This is a genomic window from Janthinobacterium sp. C22, assembly GCF_057919405.1.
The window spans coordinates 4,727,608-4,747,868 of record NZ_CP193659.1; the positions used below are offsets into that span (position 1 = coordinate 4,727,608).

Annotated in this window: 12 protein-coding genes and 4 pseudogenes; 3 read left to right on the plus strand and 13 right to left on the minus strand. The window is 64.5% G+C overall.

Annotation, left to right across the window (positions count from 1 at the left end; translation table 11 throughout):
• Nucleotides 1-7: 7 nt before the first annotated feature.
• Both ACRHIG_RS22115 and ACRHIG_RS22120 read right to left on the minus strand, forming a co-directional pair.
• Nucleotides 8-3,034, minus strand: a complete 3,027-nt coding sequence (locus ACRHIG_RS22115; RefSeq protein WP_489627915.1) for a CHASE domain-containing protein — start codon at nucleotides 3,032-3,034, stop codon at nucleotides 8-10.
• Between the two features lie 219 nt (nucleotides 3,035-3,253).
• Nucleotides 3,254-4,069 (minus strand): LysR family transcriptional regulator, encoded by an 816-nt coding sequence (locus ACRHIG_RS22120; RefSeq protein WP_489627916.1) that lies wholly within the window; start codon nucleotides 4,067-4,069, stop codon nucleotides 3,254-3,256.
• Between the two features lie 105 nt (nucleotides 4,070-4,174).
• On the opposite strand from ACRHIG_RS22120, the gene ACRHIG_RS22125 reads away from it, so the two are divergent.
• Nucleotides 4,175-5,158, plus strand: coding sequence for a cyclase family protein (locus ACRHIG_RS22125; protein ID WP_489627917.1), 984 nt, complete (start codon nucleotides 4,175-4,177; stop codon nucleotides 5,156-5,158).
• 12 nt (nucleotides 5,159-5,170) lie between these two features.
• Here the strand turns inward: ACRHIG_RS22125 and cobA are convergent, their stop codons facing one another.
• From cobA to ACRHIG_RS22180, 11 genes and pseudogenes are all read right to left on the minus strand, one after another.
• Complete coding sequence (gene cobA / locus ACRHIG_RS22130; RefSeq protein WP_489627918.1) at nucleotides 5,171-5,935, minus strand: uroporphyrinogen-III C-methyltransferase; 765 nt, start codon at nucleotides 5,933-5,935, stop codon at nucleotides 5,171-5,173.
• 14 nt (nucleotides 5,936-5,949) lie between these two features.
• Complete coding sequence (locus tag ACRHIG_RS22135) at nucleotides 5,950-7,128, minus strand: CmpA/NrtA family ABC transporter substrate-binding protein (RefSeq protein WP_489627919.1); 1,179 nt, start codon at nucleotides 7,126-7,128, stop codon at nucleotides 5,950-5,952.
• Between the two features lie 157 nt (nucleotides 7,129-7,285).
• On the minus strand, nucleotides 7,286-7,924 hold the full coding sequence (locus ACRHIG_RS22140) for an ANTAR domain-containing response regulator (RefSeq protein WP_475417857.1): 639 nt from the start codon (nucleotides 7,922-7,924) through the stop codon (nucleotides 7,286-7,288).
• Nucleotides 7,925-7,998: 74 nt separating this feature from the next.
• A pseudogene (locus ACRHIG_RS22145) lies at nucleotides 7,999-9,497 on the minus strand (CoA-acylating methylmalonate-semialdehyde dehydrogenase).
• Between the two features lie 12 nt (nucleotides 9,498-9,509).
• Nucleotides 9,510-10,307, minus strand: a complete 798-nt coding sequence (iolB, locus tag ACRHIG_RS22150; RefSeq protein WP_489627920.1) for a 5-deoxy-glucuronate isomerase — start codon at nucleotides 10,305-10,307, stop codon at nucleotides 9,510-9,512.
• The gene (iolE, locus tag ACRHIG_RS22155; protein WP_489627921.1) at nucleotides 10,304-11,218 is read right to left on the minus strand and encodes a myo-inosose-2 dehydratase; all 915 of its coding nucleotides are present in this window, start codon (nucleotides 11,216-11,218) and stop codon (nucleotides 10,304-10,306) included. The genes iolB and iolE overlap by 4 nt, the downstream gene beginning before the upstream one ends.
• A 2-nt stretch (nucleotides 11,219-11,220) precedes the next feature.
• Nucleotides 11,221-13,052 (minus strand): annotated as a pseudogene (gene iolD, locus ACRHIG_RS22160) (3D-(3,5/4)-trihydroxycyclohexane-1,2-dione acylhydrolase (decyclizing)).
• Nucleotides 13,049-14,994: pseudogene (locus ACRHIG_RS22165) on the minus strand (bifunctional 5-dehydro-2-deoxygluconokinase/5-dehydro-2-deoxyphosphogluconate aldolase). The pseudogenes iolD and ACRHIG_RS22165 overlap by 4 nt, the downstream one beginning before the upstream one ends.
• Before the next feature lie 8 nt (nucleotides 14,995-15,002).
• A pseudogene (locus ACRHIG_RS22170) lies at nucleotides 15,003-15,787 on the minus strand (ATP-binding cassette domain-containing protein).
• A 3-nt stretch (nucleotides 15,788-15,790) separates the two neighbouring features.
• Nucleotides 15,791-16,960, minus strand: a complete 1,170-nt coding sequence (locus ACRHIG_RS22175; RefSeq protein ID WP_489627922.1) for an ABC transporter permease — start codon at nucleotides 16,958-16,960, stop codon at nucleotides 15,791-15,793.
• Nucleotides 16,961-17,099: 139 nt separating this feature from the next.
• Nucleotides 17,100-18,149, minus strand: coding sequence for a sugar ABC transporter substrate-binding protein (locus ACRHIG_RS22180; protein ID WP_070218091.1), 1,050 nt, complete (start codon nucleotides 18,147-18,149; stop codon nucleotides 17,100-17,102).
• Between the two features lie 258 nt (nucleotides 18,150-18,407).
• Here ACRHIG_RS22180 and ACRHIG_RS22185 point away from each other — a divergent pair, with 258 nt between their 5' ends.
• Both ACRHIG_RS22185 and iolG read left to right on the plus strand, forming a co-directional pair.
• On the plus strand, nucleotides 18,408-19,274 hold the full coding sequence (locus tag ACRHIG_RS22185; protein ID WP_326457795.1) for a MurR/RpiR family transcriptional regulator: 867 nt from the start codon (nucleotides 18,408-18,410) through the stop codon (nucleotides 19,272-19,274).
• Complete coding sequence (gene iolG, locus ACRHIG_RS22190) at nucleotides 19,267-20,253, plus strand: inositol 2-dehydrogenase (RefSeq protein WP_475416935.1); 987 nt, start codon at nucleotides 19,267-19,269, stop codon at nucleotides 20,251-20,253. Before ACRHIG_RS22185 ends, iolG begins: the two co-directional genes overlap by 8 nt.
• Nucleotides 20,254-20,261: the final 8 nt, after the last annotated feature.

Below are 20,261 nucleotides of genomic sequence, written 5' to 3' on the forward strand. Positions count from 1 at the left end.
GCTTGCGTCAAGGGGCGTCGCTGGCGGCAAATTCCATGGAAATTTGTTCCGCCACCTGCGTCAGCGCCGGCCCGAGCGCCGTCAGCAAGCCGCGCGCCTGCTGCAGGTCGCCGCCCAGGCGCAAGCCTTCGATCGACGTGCACAGGCCCGCGAAGGCATGGGCGCCCACGGCCAGCGCCGACGATTTGCTGCGGTGTCCCAGGTCGGCCAGGCGCCCCAGGTCTTCCAGCGCCAGGGCTTGCTCCATTTCGGCGATGCCGTCGCGCGCCGTGTCGAGAAACAGCTGGGTGTACTTGCGCATCTTCACGGCATCATTGCTGAAGGTGAGCGCCAGGGTGGCCAGGTCGAGGATGGCCGTGTCGCGCAACTCCGGCGCGGCGCCCGCCGGCGGCGCCTTCGGCAGCGCCGCCAGCCTGTCGCGGCCGATGCCGCCGATGCCGCCACGCAGCCGGAACCATTTCGCCAGCAGGTGAAACAGCAGGTTCGGGGCGATCGGCTTGGTCACGAATTCATCCATGCCAGCCGCCAGGCAGCGGGCGCGGTCTTCGCTGCCCGCATTGGCCGTCATGGCGATCACCAGCAGGCCGGCAAGCCGCGGGTCGGCACGGATGCGGCGCGTCGCCTCGAAGCCGTCCATCTCCGGCATCTGCACGTCCATCAGCACGCAGTCGTAGCGCTGGCGTGCCAGCAATTCCAGCGCCTCGCGGCCATTGCAGGCGACGCAGACGGTGGCGCCCGCGTCTTCCAGCAGCTCGCAGCCCACCTGCTGGCTGAAGATGTTGTCTTCCACCAGCAGGATGGAGGCGCCGCGGATCACCCCCAGTACTTCCGGCTCGACTTCGGCGATGCGTTCGTCGGCCCCCTGCGCGCTTTTTTCCAGACGCGCCGTGAACCAGAAGGTGCTGCCCAGGCCCGGCTGGCTGTACACGCCCACCTTGCCGCCCATGAGCTCCACCAGCTGCTTGCTGATCACCAGCCCCAGGCCGCTGCCGCCATACTTGCGCGTGGTCGACGGGTCGGCCTGGTGGAAAGAGCGGAACAGCTGCGCCACCTCTTCCTGGTTCATGCCGATGCCCCGGTCCTGCACCTCGAAGCGCAGCATGGCGTGGCTGGCGCGCTCCTCGGACTGGCGCACGCGCACGAAGATGCTGCCATTGTCGGAAAACTTGATGGCGTTGCTGGTCAGGTTCAGCAAGACCTGCTCCAGGCGCAACGGGTCGCCGCGCCAGCGCTGCGGCAGCTCCGGCGCGATATCGAACTGCAGCGCCAGGCCCTTGACGGCGGCCGCGTCGCCCAGCTGGCTGGCGATGTTCGCCAGCAGGGTGTCGAGACGGAAGTCCAGCACCTCCAGCTCCAGCTTGCCCGCCTCGATCTTGGAAAAATCGAGGATGTCGTTGATCAGGCCCAGCAAGTGCTGGCCCGAATGGAAGATTTTCTGCAGGTAGTCGCGCTGGCGCGCGTCGGCCACCGATTTCAGGGCCAGGTGCGCCATGCCGATGATGCTGTTCATCGGCGTGCGGATTTCATGGCTCATGTTCGACAGGAAGTCGCTCTTGGCCTGGCTGGCCGCGTCGGCCTGCTCCTTCAGGCGGTGCAGTTCCGTCACGTCGGTGGACAGGCCAATCAGGCCCGTGACGGGACCGGGCAAACCCAGCGGCACCTTCACGCTCCACAGGTGATGCACCTGGCCCTGCGCATCGACGAAGCGCTCCTCGCCGACGAACTTGGCGCCGCTATCGAAGACCTGGCGTTCGGTCAGCTGCGCGGCGGCGGCCGCATCGCCGAGCATCAGCTCGCCGTCCTGGCGGCCGATCAGCTGCTCCGCCGGACGGCCCAGTATCTTCGCCGTGCGCGCATTCACATAGCGGTAGCGCAGGTCGGCATCCTTCATGTAAACGTAGGCGTCGACGCTGTCGAGCACCGTATCGAGCAGGGTGCGCTGCGCCACCGCGTTGCGGCGCGACCGGTACAGGGTAAAGATATAGCCATAAATAAGCAGCGTGCCGGCCACGCCCACGCCCAGCGCCAGCCATGGAAAATAGCGGTCGAAGGGGCTGTACAGCTCCGCCTTGCGCACGCGGAAATGGGCTTTCCACAGGCCGCCCTGGTAAGCGACGGGCAGCACCTGGTCGAAATAGTCGGCATCGCTGCCCGGTTGCGGCGGCGGCGCCGCCAGGTCGCCGTCATCGTTGAACAGCAGGCGGTCCTGCGGCGTGATGGCCAGGACCCCGCCGGCCGGCAACGGGTCGGCCGCGCTGTACAGGGTCAGGTGCAGCGGTTCCAGGGCGCTGCGTTCGAGCGCGCTGTGCACCAGCTGCGCAACGCCGAAGCCGATGCCCACGGAACCCTGGTAGGCGGCGCGGCGCTCGGCCACGCTGCCCTGCGGCATGCCGTTGCGGTACACGGGCAGGCGCATGCCCAGGCCGATATGCGCGGGCGGCCCCTTGATCATGATCACCTGCCCCGACGCGCTGACCTCGCCGCTGTCGCGCGCCTGCGCCAGGGACTGCGCCACCAGCGGGTTGGCGCCGATATCGACGCCCATGCGTTCGCCCAGCAGGGAATCGGGTTCAAGGTAAGTGAGCACCGTGTATTCCGCCCGCTCGCCGGGCGGACGGATGGTGAAAGCGGGATAGCCGCGCGGCGCCAGGCTGGTGTCGCGGCGCACGTCGGCGACATAGGCCGCGCGTTGCGCCTGCGTCAGCGCCACCGCATAGTTGACCGATTCGATGGCCGGGAACTGGCGCGCGATATCGAGGCCGGTCACGTAATCGTGGAACTGGCGGCGCGTCAGATGCTCGCTGGTGCGGAACAGGGCTTCGAGGCCGCGCAGCAGGTCGGAATAGCTTTTTACGCGTGTGATCAGGCTATGCTGGGCGCCATGCGTGAGATTGTCGAAACGCTGTTCGGCGTCGTCATTGACCGTGCGCGCCGCGCCCGCGTACAGGGCGCCGCCCACCGCCAACGCCAGCAGCAGGCCCCCTGCCCATATTCTGACGCCTGATCCCGCCCCGCCCTTGCTCAAAGTGTGCATTGTCGATCGCTTATTCCGGTTTCCTCGAATGTGCGGCGCTCCGGCCACCCAGCAAGCACGAGGATACTATCAAAGCTCATGCCCGTCGCGCTTGTGGAAGAAAAAAGCGCGCAGGATGGTTGTACCGGAAAACACCGCACGCCTAGGCCCCCTGCAGCGCCCCGGCCAGGAAGTCGCAAAAGGCGCGCACCTTTTCCTGCACGTGGCGCCCATCGGGCATCAGGGCATACACGCCGCGTCTGGCCATGCCGTGCGACGGCAGCACGCGCACCAGGCGCCGCTGGCCAGCAGCGGCGCGGCGACGAACGACGGCAGGGCGCCCACGCCGATGCCCGCCACCAGCATATCGGCCAGCAGCAGGCTGTTGTCGGCGGAAAAGCGCACGGGCAGGACGATGCTGCTCGCCCCTTCCGGCCCGGCCAGCTGCCAGACGCCGGGACTGTCGGCCAGGCGGTAAGCGAGGCAATCGTGGCCGTGCAAGTCCTGCGCCTGGCGCGGCGTGCCGCGCCGCGCCAGGTAGGCCGGCGCTGCGCAAATCATCTGCTCGACGTCGCCCAGACGGCGCGCCACCAGGGACGAATCGGCCAGCGCGGCGCGGATGCGCAGCGATACGTCATAGCCCTCGCCCACCACGTCGCGCAGGCGGTCGTCCAGGGTCATCTCGATCTTGACGTCCGGATAACGGGCCATGAAGTCCGGCAGCAAGGGCGACAGCACCTTCAGGCCGAACGACAGCGGCGCATTCACGCGCAGCCGCCCCGCCACCTTGCCGGCGCAGCCGCGCGTGGCCAGTTCCAGCGCATCGACCTCGTCGAGCAGACGGCAGCATTCGAGATAGTAGGCACGCCCGCCGTCCGACAGGCTCATGCGTCGCGTCGTGCGCACCAGCAGCAGCGTGCCCAGGCGCGCTTCGAGCTGGCGCACCTGCTTGCTGATGGCGGCCGCCGACTGGTGCAAGTCCAGCGCCGCCTTGCTGAAGCTGTCGCGCTCGACCACCTTGCGAAACACGCGCATATGCGCCAGGACATCCATCATTCTTTCCTTGCAGTTGAATATCTTATTATTTTATCGCTGATTATCATTGAAATAAAAAACAATATGATGGCGGCTTCTTTATTCATGTCACGCAAGGAGTACCCCATGTTCAAACCATCCGCCACCCTGACTGCCCTGCTGCTGGCCCTGCTGGCAGGAACGACGCAAGCCGCCGCCCTGCCCGAAGTGGGCATCAGCCCCTGGGGCCCGAAAGACGAGATCGGCCGCCTGAACCTGATGACGCCAGCCTCGCGTGCCGCCATCCTGGCGCGCATCGACGGCGGCAAGAGCTATGACCTGGCCGTCGATTTCTATGTCGGCATGCCCAGCTGGCAGGCGGCAGGCGACCCGCCCTACCAGATGTGGATGACGCACACGCCGAAGGGCAACGTGGTGGCCGACTCGATGCAGGTGGGCGAACAGATGAACCGCCACGTCAGTTACACGGGCTCGGCCGTGTCCATGTATGCGCACATGGGCACGCATATCGACGCCCTCAACCATTTCGGTCTGAACGGCAAGATCTGGAACGGCTTTACGGAAGAGCAACACCTGGGCGACCGGGGCTGGACGGTGACGGGGGCGGAAAAGCTGCCGCCGATCGTCGCGCGCGGCGTGCTGATCGACGTGGCCGTGGCCAAGGGACTCAAACAACTGCCCGACAATTACCGGGTGACGCGGCAAGACTTGCGCGCGGCGCTGGCGCAACAGAAGGTCACGCTGGAAAAGGGCGACGTGGTGCTGATACGCACGGGCCGCATGCAGCATTATGAGCAGGCGCAAGCCTACATGGCCAATCCGCCCGGCCTGTCGCTCGATGCGGCGAAATTCCTCGTGGAAGATGGCGGCGCCATGGTGGTGGGCGCGGACAACCTCAGTTTCGAGGCGTTTCCGTCCGAAGTGGCGAACAATTACCTGCCCGTGCACACCTATCTGCTGGCGCAGCAGGGAACGCCGATCCTGGAACTGGTCGACCTGGAAGCCTTGTCACGCGACAAGGTGTACCAGTTCGCCTTCATCGGCGCCTCGCTGAAATTCCGTGGCGGCGACGCGGCGCCCATCCGCCCCGTGGCCCTGCCGATCCGCTAGATGCTGACAGGCTCAGACGCAGGCGGCCTGCAAGGCAGCATGGTCATCCCAGGCATCGGCACAGCGCACCACTTCGCCCACGACGATGATGCTGGGACTGCCCAGGCCGCTGGCCTGCAAGTCGCCGGGCAAGCTATGCAAGGTGCTCAGCAGCTGGCGCTGGACCGGCAGGCTGGCCGATTGCACCACGGCCACGGGCGTGCCGGGCGCCATGCCGCCGGCCAGCAAGCCGGCCTGGATGGCCGTCACCCTGGCCACGCCCATATAGATGACGAGAGTGAGCTTGCTTTGCGCCAATGCCGCCCAGTTCGGCTCCGACGCGCCGTCTTTGCCGTGGCCCGTGACGAAGATGGCGCCCTGGCTCCAGGCGCGGTGCGTCAGCGGCACGCCGATGCTGGCCGGCGCGGCCAGGCCGCTGCTGATGCCGGGGATCACCTCGACGGCCACGCCGTGGCTGCGCAAATAAGCGCGCTCTTCGCCGCCGCGCCCGAACAGATACGGGTCGCCCCCTTTCAGGCGCACCACGTGCAGGCCGGCGCGCGCTTCGGCCAGCATGAGCCGTTCGATGAACGCTTGCGGCGTGGAAGCGCAGCCGCCCCGCTTGCCCACCTCGACCACGCGCACGCCTTGTGCCGCATGGGCGAGGATGGCCGGGTTGACGAGGTCGTCGATCAGCACCACGTCGGCCCGCGCGATGGCTTTTACTGCCTTGATCGTCAGCAGGTCCGGATCGCCGGGACCGGCTCCGACCAGTGTCACGCTTCCACATTGCGCCATGATGCAGTCTCCAGTCAGAAAAAATGGCCGATGGCAAACGATGCCGCGTACGCTTCCGGCGCGCTGCCGTCCCACACGACGCCGTCGCACAGGATCGAGCTGCGCATGGGGGCCTTTGGCACGGGCGTGGCCGTCATCTCCGCCGCCTGGCGGTACAGGTCGATGCGGTTGACTTGCCTTGCCACCGTCAGGTAATCGGGTTCGTCGCGCAGCAAGCCCCAGCGCCGGTGCTGGGTCATGAACCACATGCCGTCGGAAAGATACGGGAAATTCACGGCGCCATCGCCGTAGAACGTCAAGCCGTGCGCCTCGTCCCACGTCTTGCCCAGGCCATCCTGGTAATGACCGAGGATGCGCGGCGCCAGCGTTTCCTGCGGTGTATTCAAATAGGCGGGCTCGGCCAGGGTGGCCGCCATGGCCAGCCGGTTGGCATCGCTGGCGTCGATCCAGCGGCCCGCCTCGAGCACGGCGGCGATCAGGGCGCGGCAGCTGTTCGGATGCGCGTGCGCAAACGCGGCGCTGGTGCCCAGCACCTTGCCCGGATGGTCGGGCCAGATGGCGCCGCTGGCGGCGGCCGTCACGCCCACGCCATCGACGATGGCCTTGTAGCCCCACGGTTCGCCGGCGCAAAAGCCATCCATCTGGCCCGCGCGCAAGGCGGCCACCATCTGCGACGGCGGCACCGTCATCACGCGCGCGTCGCGCAGCGGATCGATGCCGTGCGCGGCCAGCCAGTATTGCAGCAGCATCGCGTGGTTGCCGGTCGGGAAAGTATGCGCAAACGCAAACGGCCGCGACGAGGCCCGCATGTGGCGCGCCAGCGAATCGCCATCGTGGGCGCCCTCGCGCGCCAGCGCCGCCGACACGGTGACGGCCTGGCCGCTGTGATTGAGATTCATCAATACGGCCATGTCGCGCTGCTGCCCGCCGATGCCCATCTGCACGCCATACACGAGGCCATACAGCACGTGGGCCGCGTCGAGTTCGCCACTGTTCAGTTTGTCGCGCACGCCGGCCCACGACATCTCCCGGCTCAGTTCGATCTTGATGCCGTGTTTCTCATCGAGGCCCAGCTTCGACGCCATCACCAGCGAGGCGCAATCGGTCAGCGGCAGGTAGCCGATGCGTATCGTGTGTTTTTCCGGATGCAGGGGGCGCATCACGTGGGCATTGGTGCCCGCTTGCTGTGTCATACCGTTCCTTGCTGATAAATACTGTTTTGCCGCGCCGCCGTGGACAAGGCCATGCACCTCCAGCAGCAAGGAGCGTGCCCGTGCATGCCCGGTTCGTGGCGGCTGAAAACGCACCGCGATGGTGCATTGCACCAGCATGTGTCAGGAAATGCGCCATTCATCCCAGCAAGTCCTCCACGTCGAGGATGCGCTGGGCAATTTCCGCCAGCTTGAGTTTCTTGTTCATGGCCATGCTGCGCAAGCGCTGGTAAGCCTGCTCTTCCGTCAAGCCGTGATGCGTCATCAGCAGGCCCTTGGCCCGCTCGATCACCTTGCGTTCAAGCAGCTTGTGCCGCGTGTCGTGCAATTCGGCGCGCAATTTTTCTTCCTGGCGGAAGCGCGCCAGCGCCACGTTGAGCACAGGTTGAATGCGCTCGGCATGCAAGCCGGCCACGATGTAGGCGGACACGCCGGCCGCCATGGCCGCGTCGATGCTGGCCGTGGCGCCGTCTTCCGTAAACAGCACGATGGGGCGGCGCTCGTCGCGCGTGGCGATGACGATGTGTTCGAGCACGTCGCGCGCATCCGATTCGGCGTCAATGATGATGAGATCAGGCTGCAACTGCGCGATACGCTCGGGAAGGTAGAGGTCGGCTGGGAGGGAGGCGACGATGTCGTAGCCCGATTCCAGCAAGCCGATGCGCAAGGCATTGCCGCGCTGCACCTGGGCAGCCAAGGCCGCATTCTCGTGCACGCCGTGCTCGACAATAGTGTTGACGACGACGATGCGCAAAGGCTGGGTACGGCTGGACGTCATGGGAGCGATCTGCAATGGCTAAACACAACCATTGCAGTAAGCAAGAAGCGAACCAGCCGGTTTTACAGAGGATTTTACTTCAGGGTCGGCATGGCAAACTCGGCCCCGGCCGCCGTCGAGGCCGGCCAGCGCTGCGTCACCGCCTTCTGCTTCGTGTAGAAACGCACCGATTCCGGGCCGTGCGCATGGTGGTCGCCGAACAGGCTGCGCTTCCAGCCGCCGAAGCTGTGGAAGGCCATCGGCACGGGGATCGGCACATTGACGCCGACCATGCCCACCTGCACCCGGTGCGTGTATTCGCGCGCCGTGTTGCCGTCGCGCGTGTAGATGGCCGTGCCGTTGCCGTATTCATGCGCATTGACCAGGTCCAGCGCGGTGGCAAAATCGGGCACGCGCACGATGCACAGCACGGGGCCGAAGATTTCTTCCTTATAGATCGTCATCTCGGGCGTGACGTGGTCGAACAGGCTGCCGCCGAGGAAAAGCCGCGCTCATGGCCGGGCAGGACGAAGCCGCGCCCATCGGCCACCAGCTTGGCGCCCTCTTCCACACCTTGCGCGATATAGCCGGCGATCTTGTCCTTGTGCACCTGCGTCACTACGGGACCCATCTCGGCCGACAGGTCCATGCCCTGCGTGATCTTTAACGCCGCGATACGCGGCACCAGCGCTTCCACCAATTGATCCGCCACATTGCCGACCGCCACGACGACGGAAATGGCCATGCAGCGCTCGCCAGCCGAGCCGAAGGCCGCGCCCATCAGGGCATCGACCGTCTGCGGGATATCCGCGTCGGGCATGACGACCATGTGATTCTTCGCGCCACCGAGCGCCTGCACGCGCTTGCCCTGCGCGCAGCCCGTCGCATAGATATATTCGGCAATCGGCGTGGAACCGACGAAGCTGACGGCGCGCACGTCCGGGTGGTGCAGCAAGCCGTCGACGGCTTCCTTGTCGCCCTGCACCACATTGAAGACGCCGTCGGGCAAGCCCGCGTCCGTCAGCAGCTGGGCCAGCAGCAGGCTGGCCGACGGGTCGCGTTCCGACGGTTTTAATACAAACGTATTGCCGCAGGCAATGGCCATCGGGAACATCCACATCGGCACCATCACGGGAAAGTTGAACGGCGTGATGCCGACACAGACGCCCAGTGCCTGGCGGATCGACCAGGCATCGATGCCGCCGGCCACCTGCTCCGAATACTCTCCCTTCATCATCTGCGGGATGCCGCAGGCAAACTCCACCACTTCGATGCCGCGCGTCACTTCCCCTTTCGCATCCGTGAAGACTTTGCCGTGCTCGGCCGTGATCAGGGCCGCCAGCTGGTCGGAATGTTCTTCCAGCAACTCCTTGAACTTGAACATGACGCGGGCGCGGCGCAGCGGCGAGGTTTGCGACCAGGCGGGAAACGCTGCATGGGCGGCGGCCACGGCCGCGTTCAGTTCGGCAGGGGTGGCCAGCGCCACCTTGGCCGTCACGGCGCCCGTGGCGGGGTTGAACACGTCGCTCGTGCGCTCCGAGCGCGAAGCCATCGGGTTGCCACCAATAAAGTGGCCGATCTGTTGCGTTGTCATCTTGAATCCTTGTTATTTGGTAGGCATCAGCCAGTCATGGGCCGGGTCGTTTTTAAAATGCCACACGCGTTTCGGGCCGGCCATCACGTTCAGGTAATAGCCGTCATAGCCATACGGCACGGTGACGGGGTGGTAGCCGCGCGGCACCATCACCACGTCGTGGTTTTCCACGGCCATGGCTTCGTCGATGGAGCGGTCATCCGTGTAGACCCGTTGATACGCAAAACCCTGCTCCGGGTTCAGCCGGTGGTAATAGGTTTCTTCCAGCGAACTTTCGGTTGGAATATTGTCGCTGTCGTGCTTGTGCGGCGGATAGCTCGACGAGTGGCCGGACGGCGTGACGACTTCCACCACCAGCAAGCCGTCCGCTGCTTCCGTCTGCGGCAGGATGTCGCACACATAACGCGTGTTGGCGCCCTGGCCGCGCACGGAGCGCGTCATGCTGGCCGGTTCGATCAGGCGCGCCGGGCGCTTAGTCGTGGCCGGGGCGCTGCACAGGGCCACCTCGGCGGCGCTCACGGCCGTGATACGCACCGTGGTTTCCAGCGGCACATACACGGCGTAGGGCGAGACGTCCTCGAAGACGCTGGCGCGCTTGCCGATCGCTTCCCAGGTCTGCTCGCCCGCCCGCACCGTGACCGTGCCCGTCAGCACGACGAGGCACAGTTCGCGGCGGCCAGTCTCCAGCGTCAAGACCTCGCCGGCCGCCAGGCGGTGGGCAGCAAAGCCCACGTGCGTCCAGCCGGCCGACGCCGGTGTCACCTCGACGATGGTGGAACCGGACTTTGCTTTGACCAGCAGCGGGCTCATGCCGCCTCCCGGCCCAGTCGGGGGATCGCGTCAACCAGGCGCGCCAGGTAATCGTGGCCCATCTTCGCGTATGCGTAGCTGGGCGCGACGGCCGGGTCCTGCTCCGCCTCCACCACCAGCCAGCCCTCGTAGCCGTGCAGATACAAGCGCGTCAGGATGGCCGGGAAGTCGATGCTGCCGTCGCCCGGCACGCTGAAGGCGCCATTGATCACCGCCTGCAAAAAACTCCAGTGGCCGTTGCGGGCCAGTTTCACCACATTCGGGCGCACGTCCTTGCAATGCACGTGGCAAATCCTGTCGATATGTTTATTTAACACCGCCAAGGCATCGCCGCCGGCGAAGGTGATGTGACCCGTGTCGAACAGCAAGCCGACCTCGGGACCCGTCAAGGCCATCAGTTGGTCCACGTCGGCCGGCGTTTCCACGTAGGCGCCCATGTGGTGGTGATAGGCCAGGCGCACGCCGTGCGCCAGCAGGTGGGCGGCAAACGCCGTCAGTTTGTCGGCGTAGTCCTGCCATTGCTGCTGCGACTGGAAGCGAGGGCGTTTATACAAGGGACGCGCTTCGCCCTGGATGGCGTCGGCCACTTCGCCATACACCATGACGGTGGCGCCGCTGTCGGCAAGCAAGCGCAAATGCGATGCGACGGAGGCGATCTCTTCTTCCACAGACCGATGGGCCAGGCGGCCCGAATACCAGCCGGAAACGCACGCCAGGCCATATTTGCCCAGCACGGCGTTCAGGGACGGGGCATCTTTCGGAAACTTGTTGCCCAGTTCAAAACCCACATAGCCGATCTCGGCGCCTTCCTTCAGGGCCGTTTCCAGGGGCGTTTCGCCGCCCAGGCTCGGTAAATCGTCGTTCATCCACGAGATCGGGTTGATGCCGATACGTACATTCCAGGTAGTCATTTTCAATTCCTTTGTTTCAGGCGATCGTTTTCATAACGGGCACGGGCAAGCTGCACGCCGGGCTGGGTGGAGACCTCGGGCACGGCCACTTCCCACCAGCAGCCGCCCTCCTGCGTCGTGCGCGTGTCGTCCGTGTCGATACAGATCAAATACGTGCGCGCAGCGGCACGGGCGCGCAGCATGGCCTGTTCCAGTTCGGCAATCGAGCCCACATGTTCGGACAGCGCGCCCAGGGATTGCGCATGCAGGGCGAAGTCGATGCGGGGGCGCTGTCGGGCAACATATTGTTGAACGAGGCATTGCCGCAGGCCTGCTGCAGGCGGTTGATGCAGCCATAGCCCCGGTTGTCGAGCACGACGATGATGAGCTTTTTGTCGAGCATCACGGAGGTGGCGATTTCCGAATTCATCATCAGATAGCTGCCGTCGCCCACCATGACGATGACTTCCGAGTCAGGCTTGGCCATCTTGACGCCGAGGCCGCCGGCGATTTCATAGCCCATGCACGAATAGCCGTATTCCATGTGGTAGCCGCCCGGCGTGCTTGTCCGCCACAGCTTGTGCAGCTCGGCCGGCAGAGTCCCTGCCGCGCAGACGACGATGTCGCGGGTGGTGGAGTCAAGTGAAGAGCGCTGCACGGCGCCGATGACTTCGCCGTCGTACGGTAAGCCGGCCACTTCCCGCTTGCCGGTGATCGCCAGCAAGGTGGCGCGCCAGGCATGCGCTTCCTGCTGCGCCCGCTCCTGCCACTGGCCCGCGCTGTGCCAGCCATCCAGCCGCCGCGACAGTCCCTGCAAGCCAAGCGTCGCGTCCGCCTGTACACCCAGGCCCCGGCGTTTCAGCGCATCAAAGCTGTTGACGTTCAGGCTGAGCAGTTGCGCCTGCGCAAACAGGGAGTTCGATCCTGTCGTGAAATCCTGCAGGCGCGTGCCGACGGCCAGCACCACGTCCGCGTCCGCCGCCAGCGCATTCGCGGCGGGCGAACCGGTGACGCCGATGGCGCCCAGCTGCAAGGGGTGGTCCCAGGGCAAGCTGCTCTTGCCGGCCTGGGTTTCCGCCACGGGAATGCCGTGCCGTTCGGCAAACGTCCGCAGGGCGGCGCCGGCCTGGCCGTACAGCACGCCGCCGCCGGCGACGATCAGCGGCTGCTTCGCGTTTTTCAGCAAGGCGGCCGCCTCTTCCAGCTCCTGCTCGACGGGCGGCACGGCACGGAAACGCACGACTCTCGGTTCGAAAAAGTCGGCAGGATAGTCATACGCCATCGTCTGCACGTCTTGCGGCAGGGACAAAGTCACGGGGCCGCAGGCGGCCGGGTCCGTCAAGGCGGCAATGGCGCGCGGCAAGGCCGTGAGCAATTGCTCCGGATAGACGATGCGGTCGAAATAGCGCGACAGCGGTTTGAAGGCATCGTTGACGGAGACGCTGCCGTCCGTGCCGTCTTCCAGCTGCTGCAAGACGGGGTCCGGCGCGCGCGAGACGAACACGTCGCCGGGCAGCAAGAGCACGGGCAAACGGTTGACGTGCGCCAGCGCGGCGGCCGTCAGCAGGTTGGTGGCGCCGGGACCGATGGAAGTGGTCACCGCCATCATGCGCCGGCGCATGTGCGCTTTCGCGTAGGCGATGGCCGAGTGCGCCATCGCCTGTTCGTTATGGGCGCGGTAGGTGGGAAATTGCTCGCGGTACTGGTACAGCGCCTCGCCCATGCCGGCCACGTTGCCGTGGCCAAAGATGGCGAAGGCGCCGCCGAACAAAGGTTCGCCGTCCTCGGTGCGCAGCACGGACAGGTAGCGGATCAAGGCCTGCGCCATGGTCAAACGGATCGTGGTGGTGGTCATGCCGCACGCTCCAGGCGGTTGCGCGTGCGCTGCCACAAGCTGATCAGCTGTTCGAAATTGGCGCGCACGGCGGCGATCAGGCCCGCATCATCGAGTTCGCCGGCCAGCCAGCGGCGGCTCGGTTCCTGGAAGATGGTGCGGCCCACCATGAAACCCTTGCAGGTGCTGCTGGCACTGGCTTGCTCAAAACTGTCGGCCAGGGCGGCGATGGGCGCGTTCAGGCCCAGCAGCACCACGCCACGGCAATACGGATCGCGCTCGTTCACGAGGGCATCGATGGCTTGCCATTGCTGGGCCGACATGCTTTCCAGCTTCCACCATTCCGGGTAGATGCCGAGGTTGTACAGGCGCTTGACGGCGCGCAAGACCGTGTCTTCACTGTGCGGCAAGGCTTCCGACGGTATGACTTCGAGCAACAGTTCGTGACCGCTCACTTGCGCCGCGTCGTACAGGGCCTTGATCTGCGCTTCCTGCTCCAGGCGGTTTTCCACGGCATCGTCCGGGTGCAGCTGCACCAGGCACTTGATCACGTGTTCCTTCGGCCAGCTGAGCAGGTGTGAACCGATGGAGCGGCCCCAGTCGAATTGCAGCGGGTTCGATCCCGGCAATTCCACGGGACGGCCTATCCACCAGCCGCGCCCCGTCGCATCGTTGAGCGCATCGACGCCATAGCGGCCATCGATCAGCACGCCCGTCTTGCCGGCCAGTTGCAAGGCCGTTTCCGTCTGCGCCACGGCTTGCACCATCAATTGCTTCAAGGCCGCAATGGCCGCTTCGGGCGCGCCGGTTTGTTGCGCCAGCTCAAAGAATTGCGTACGGTGGTCGAACGCGAACACGCACAGCTCGTTCCACTGCGGGCGCGCCACCGTCGTGCGATGCAGGCGCGACAAGGTGGCGTCCTGGTCCGGCTGCGTCAGTTTGGCCGCATTGGCCAGGAAATAGTCGAGCTCGACGGGCGACGGCATGGCCGGTGCGCAGCCGTGGCGCGACACGACCAGGGCGCCGCAGCCGTTCGCGTAGCGGCAGCACGCCTCGTAATCCTCGCCGCGCAGCCAGCCCTTCAGGAAACCGGACAGAAAAGCGTCGCCCGCGCCGAGCACGTTCAAGACTTCCACGCGCACGCCGCGGTAGTTATACGCGTCATCCAAACTGGCGGGCACCACGTTGTCGATGATGGCGCTGCCCAGCGGCCCGCGCTTGACGACGAGGGTGGCCAGGGTGGCGGCCCGCACGGCGCGCAGGGACGCCATGATATCAAAGCCGCCGCCGGCGATCATGAATTCCTCTTCCGTGCCGACGATCAGGTCGAACTGCGGCAGGATGGCCTGCAAGTGGCGGGTCACGCCTTCGTTCGAGACGAAACGCGTTTCGCCGTCCGCCTTGCCGGACAAGCCCCACAGCACGGGCCGGTAATCGATGTCGAGCACGGTGCGCACATTATTGGCGCGCGCCAGCTGCAATGCCTGCGTGCTGACGGCGTGCATGGCGCTAGTCGAGAAATGCGTGCCGGTGATTAATAAGGCTTTGCTCGACGCAATGAAAGCCGCATCCACCGACGATGCGTCGATGGCCATGTCGGCGCAATTTTCACGGTAAAAAATCAGCGGGAAGGTGTGCTTGTCCTTGATGCCGAGCATCACCAGCGCCGTCAGGCGGTCGCGGTCGATGCCCACATGGCTGACGTCGCAGCCCTCCTGCGCCAAGGTCTCCGTCAAGAAACGGCCCATGTGGTCGTCACCCACCTTCGACAGCATGGCCGATTTCAAGCCCAGCCGGGCCGTGCCGAAGGCGATGTTCGCCGACGAGCCGCCCAGGTACTTGGCAAAGCTCGTCGCGTCTTCCAGGGGCTGCCGATCTGCTGGGCGTACAGGTCCACCGCCAGGCGGCCCAGGCAGATCACGTCCAGCGCCCGCCCCTGGGCAAATTGTGTGGAATTATTCATGGCTATCCTTAAATCGTGACACCGTCGAGTTCACTCATCAGCGTTTGCATTTCCGCACCGCCCGCCATCATGTCCAGCAAGGCATCCTTGCTCACCGTCTCCTTGGTGAAGGTGCCCAGCGACTTGCCCCGGTTCAACAACGTGAATGAGTCGCCCACCGGATACGCATGGTGCACATTATGCGTAATAAAGATCACGGAAATGCCCCGCTCGCGCGCCTTGTAAATCAGTTTCAGTACATTGAACGATTGTTTCACGCCCAGGGCAGCCGTCGGTTCATCGAGGATCAGCACGCGCGCGCCGAAGTGGATGGCGCGGGCGATGGCCAGGCACTGCTTTTCGCCGCCCGACATGGTGCCGATGGCCTGATGCGGGTCGCGCACCATGATGCCCATCTCGGCCAGCTTGTCGCGCGCCGTGTCGGCCGCATAGTCGATATCCATCACGGGAACCAGGCCCAGCAGCTTTTTCATCGGCTCGCGGCCCATGAAGAAATTGCGCGCCACGGACAGCAGCGGCACCAGCGCCAGGTCCTGGTAGACGGTGGCCACGCCCATGTCCAGCGCTTCGCTGGGCGAATTGAAGACGACGGGCTTGCCATCGACCAGGTATTGACCATCGGTGGGCTTGTGCACGCCGGCCAGGGTTTTGATCAAAGTCGACTTGCCGGCGCCGTTGTCGCCCAGCAAACAATGAACCTCCCCTCGCGCAACCGCATGGTGATGTTTTGCAAGGCCAGCACGGAGCCGAAGCGCTTGCTGACATTTTCCAGGGCAAGAATATATTCGCTCATGATTTATCTCGCTTCCGTGACGCGTGAGCGTACAAAGTTATTGAACAGCACCGCGATCAGCAGCATCACGCCGAGGAATACGCGGAACCAGTCCGAATTGATGTTGGTATAAGTGATGCCGATCTGCACCACACCGAAGATCAGCGCGCCGAAGCAGGCGCCGACGACGGAACCGTAGCCGCCCGTCAGCAAGGCGCCGCCGATGACGGCCGCGATGATGGCTTCGAATTCCTTTTGCATGCCCCGGTCGGCGGCGGCCGAACCCACGTCGCATACTTGCAAGGTGGCAAACAGGCAGGCGCAGAAGGCCGTGAAGACGAACAGGGAAATCTTTACCTTGCGCACCGGCACGCCTACATTCTTGGCCGCGTTGGCGTCGCCGCCGACGGCAAACATCCAGTTGCCGAAGCGGGTACGCGACAATACGAATGCGGCGCCGGCGGCCAGCACCAGCCACCAGGCGATGACTTTCGGCACGCCTTTCACCAGCGGCGAGCCGTCGTCGAGCACGGCGATCCAGCCATGCGCGCCCAGCCACTGGAACAGGCCGGTGGCGACGTTGCCGTGGAACAGCAGGCTGGCCAGCCAGTCCTGCGCCGCCAGATCGCCCACGCCGCTGACGATGGTGCGGTTGGCGAACATGATCGACAGAGCCAGGGTCAGGCCGCGCAGGATGAACAGGAATGCCAGGGTGACGATGAACGATGGCAAGCGCGTCTTGATGACGATGTAGCCGTTGAGCCAGCCCAGCGCCATGGAACCGGCGAAGGCGAACAGGATCGAGGCCCACAATGGCCAGTGGAAATAAATCGTCGGGATGGCGATCATCATGCCGGCAAAGCCGATCATGGAGCCGATCGACAGGTCGAATTCACCGGCGATCATCAACAGGCAGGCGCCGATGGCGATGATGCCCAGGTAGGACGCCACTTGCATCCAGTTGACGACGCCATCGAGGTTGAACATGCCGGAATCGCCGGCCGTGATGACGAAGAAGGCAAACACGAGCACCGCGCCGGAAATCGAGGCGAACTCGGGGCGGCCGAAAAACCGTTTGACCCAGCTGGTCGTGCCCACACGCTCGTCGGCGGCGGCAACTGGCTTGCTGGAGGCGCCGGGAGGCGGAGGAGGATACTTGCCGGGGCTAGCCAGGCTGGATTTGAGCGCAGTCATACGAAGTCCTTTCAGTGATACTTGTTACCAATTCCGATTACTTTCCTGCCGGCATCGCTGGCGCCAGGCGTGTTGCTCCCATGCGCCGCCCGCGGGAGGCGGTGCGGCGCTGGGCAACTCCTGGTGGCGACTGGGTGGCTTAGCGGTATTGGCCGGCGTACTTTTCGACCTTGGCGATGTTTTCCTTGGTCACGAAACCGGGGCCGGAGCTGATGTGGCGCGGGCCGTAGATGGGCGTCAGGCCGTATTCCGCCAGGCGCGCCTGATATTTCGGATTGGCGATCAGGATTTCCTTGACCTTGGCCAGGTCCGTGATTTTTTGCTGTTTCATGATGGCCATCACGGCGACGGGAATGTAGCCTTGCAGGTAGGGCTGCTGGTCGATGGCGAACTGGATGCTGCCATCCTTGATGCCCTTGGCGATTTCTTCCGACAAGTCGAAGCTGGCGAAGTACATCTTGCCTTTCAGGCCCAGCTTCTCGACGGCGCGCATGGCGGCCGGCGCCGAATCCGGTCCCAGCGCCAGCACGGCCTGGGTCTTCGGATTGCTGCGCAGATAGGCGCTGACCTTGCTCTCGATCACGCCAGGGTCGACGCCATTGGTGTCGAGCGTGGACGCTTTGAAATCGACGCCGAGCGCATCGGCAAAACCGCGGCAGCGTTCGAACGACGATGCATTCATCGCATAGTGATTCACGCACACGAACGATTTGATGCCCGCTTCCTTGGCCCGCTTGCCGGCGCCCAGGCCCGCGTCATACTCGGGCTGGCCCACGTGCATGATGGCTTTCAACTGTTCGCTTTGCGCCAGGGTGCCCGAATTGATGGTCACGAGCATGATTTTCTTCGCCACGACCGTGCCCAGCGGCTTTTGCAGCACGCTGAAGTCGGCGATGTCGGCGATCAAGCCATCGTAATTGCGCGCGGCCGATTGCTCGATCAGGCGCGCCATGTCGGCCAGGTCGCCATTCGGCGGATTGCGGTAGTCGACGGACACATTGAAGTCCTCGCCCGCTTGCTTGATGGCGTTCTTGATGGTGTTCCACCAGGAATCGGAGTCCGGCGCATGGCTGACCATGACGAATTTCTCGCCGGCAGCATGGCTGGCGCCCGTGCTCAATCCCAGGCTCAGGCCCAGGCTGGCGATGGCCAGGCACTTCATCAAACCCTTGCTTTTATTGCTATGCATGAATGTCTCCTAGACGGATTAATTTTTATAGTTGCGAGCTTTTATGAAGGGTGTCACCGGCCTGGCCTTGCGGCACGCGAACCGATGCACTGCGCACAGCTTAGGCCACAAAAAAGACAAATGCAATAAAATTTTCAAAATAAATTTAAATAGAAATTCGTTTCTATTTTTAGGATTCCCTCCTATAATTCTCGCCAGAACCAGCCGCACGGAATTGATACGTCATCGCGGCCCAGCAAGCACACCGAGGAAAAAATCATGGCAGCCACCGCCCCCATCGAACAGCTGATGCAGCACATTGCCGCCGAGTACGACAACCTGTCGCGCCAGTTGAAAGTCATCGCGCAATACATCGAAAAGCACCGCGCCAGCCTGATGCTCGAGCGCATCAGCGACATCGCCGCCGCCTGCGACGTGCAGCCGTCGGCCATCGTGCGTTTCGCGCAGCGCTTCGGCTACACGGGCTTTTCCGAAATGCAAGATGTGTTCCGCCAGGCGTACACGGACCAGGCCGGCGCCACGCCCGACTACCAGCAGCGCATCCGCAAGCTCATCTCCACGCGCGACGCGGCCCTCAGCGCGGGCGACCTGACGCGCGAATTCGTCGGCGCCAGCCGCGCCGGCCTCGACGATCTGGCCGCCGGGCTCGACGACGTGCAACTGGAAGCGGCCGTCAACCTGCTGCTCAAGGCTGAAAACATCTATGTGATCGGCGTGCGCCGGTCCTTTCCGATCGCCTCCTACATCGCCTACGCGCTGGAACACACGGACAAGCGCGTGCACCTGATCAGCGGACTGGGCGGCATGCACCGCGAACAGATGCGCAGCGTGCGCGAACGCGATGTGGCGATCGCCATCAGTTTCTCGCCTTACGGCAAGGAAACCCAGCAGTGCATCAAGGCGGCGCAGGACAAGGGCGCCAAGGTCCTCGTGATTACCGACAGCAAACTGGCGCCGCTCGCGCGTGCCGCCGACGCGCTGCTCACCGTCACCGAGGGCAGTGCCTTCGCCTTCCGCTCGCTGACCAGCACCATCTGCCTGTGCCAGGCGCTGTTCATCGCGCTGGCATACAAATTAGAGCTCGACATCGAAGAAATCCACACCCCAGGAGAACATGATGATTGAAGTAGCGTTGTTCGGCGCCGGACGCATCGGCAAAATCCACGCGGCCAACCTGGCTGCCCAGCCCGGCGTACAGTTCAAGTACGTGGTCGACGTCAACCAGGAAGCGGCGGCCGCGCTGGCCGGCCTGCATGGCGGCAGCAGCGCCACCGTGGAAGCGGCGCTGGCCGACCCGGCCATCAAGGCCGTCGTCATCGCCTCGAGCACGGACACCCACGCGGACCTGATCCTGCGCTCGGCCGCCGCCGGCAAGGCCATCTTTTGCGAAAAACCCGTCGATCTGACCCTCGACCGGGCACGCGCCTGCGCCGCCGCCGTCAAGGAAGCCAAGGTGCTGTGCATGCTGGGCTTCCAGCGCCGCTACGATCCCACCTTCAATGCCGTCAAGACACGGATTGAAGCGGGCGAAATCGGTACGCCGGAATTGCTGGTCGTCACCAGCCGCGATCCCGGTCCGCCACCCGTGAGCTACATCAAGGTGTCGGGCGGCATCTTCAAGGATATGCTGATCCACGATTTCGACATCTTCCGCTGGATACTCGACGATGAAGCCGTCAGCGTGCACGCCACGGGCAGCTGCCTCGTCGATCCTGCCATCGGCGCGGCGGGCGACCTCGATACGGCCGTCGTCACCATCCGCACGGCCAAGGGACGCTTGTGCCAGATCAATGCCTCGCGCCGCGCCGCCTACGGCTACGACCAGCGCTTCGAAGTGCTGGGCAGCGCCGGCATGCTGCAGGCGGGCAACCACAAGCCGACGGAAGTGACGGCCTATGGCTCGGTGAACGTCAGCGTGGACAAGCCGGAAGATTTCTTCCTGGAACGTTATCGCCATGCTTACGCGCAGGAAATGGCGCATTTCTTTGACGCCCTCACCCACGGCACGCCGCTGCGCACCACCGTCCACGATGGCTTGAAGGCACTGGAACTGGCCGAGGCGGCGACACTGTCGTGGCGCGAACAGCGCGTGGTCACTGTATAAACCAATAA

Excerpts from the sequence above, each read along its gene's own strand:
- ACRHIG_RS22115 (WP_489627915.1), bottom strand. The coding sequence starts at position 3,034 with ATGCACACTTTGAGCAAGGGCGGGGCGGGATCAGGCGTCAGAATATGG.
- ACRHIG_RS22120 (WP_489627916.1), bottom strand. The coding sequence starts at position 4,069 with ATGATGGATGTCCTGGCGCATATGCGCGTGTTTCGCAAGGTGGTCGAG.
- ACRHIG_RS22125 (WP_489627917.1), top strand. The coding sequence starts at position 4,175 with ATGTTCAAACCATCCGCCACCCTGACTGCCCTGCTGCTGGCCCTGCTG.
- cobA (WP_489627918.1), bottom strand. The coding sequence starts at position 5,935 with ATGGCGCAATGTGGAAGCGTGACACTGGTCGGAGCCGGTCCCGGCGAT.
- ACRHIG_RS22135 (WP_489627919.1), bottom strand. The coding sequence starts at position 7,128 with ATGACACAGCAAGCGGGCACCAATGCCCACGTGATGCGCCCCCTGCAT.
- ACRHIG_RS22140 (WP_475417857.1), bottom strand. The coding sequence starts at position 7,924 with ATGACGTCCAGCCGTACCCAGCCTTTGCGCATCGTCGTCGTCAACACT.
- iolB (WP_489627920.1), bottom strand. The coding sequence starts at position 10,307 with ATGAGCCCGCTGCTGGTCAAAGCAAAGTCCGGTTCCACCATCGTCGAG.
- iolE (WP_489627921.1), bottom strand. The coding sequence starts at position 11,218 with ATGACTACCTGGAATGTACGTATCGGCATCAACCCGATCTCGTGGATG.
- ACRHIG_RS22175 (WP_489627922.1), bottom strand. The coding sequence starts at position 16,960 with ATGACTGCGCTCAAATCCAGCCTGGCTAGCCCCGGCAAGTATCCTCCT.
- ACRHIG_RS22180 (WP_070218091.1), bottom strand. The coding sequence starts at position 18,149 with ATGCATAGCAATAAAAGCAAGGGTTTGATGAAGTGCCTGGCCATCGCC.
- ACRHIG_RS22185 (WP_326457795.1), top strand. The coding sequence starts at position 18,408 with ATGGCAGCCACCGCCCCCATCGAACAGCTGATGCAGCACATTGCCGCC.
- iolG (WP_475416935.1), top strand. The coding sequence starts at position 19,267 with ATGATTGAAGTAGCGTTGTTCGGCGCCGGACGCATCGGCAAAATCCAC.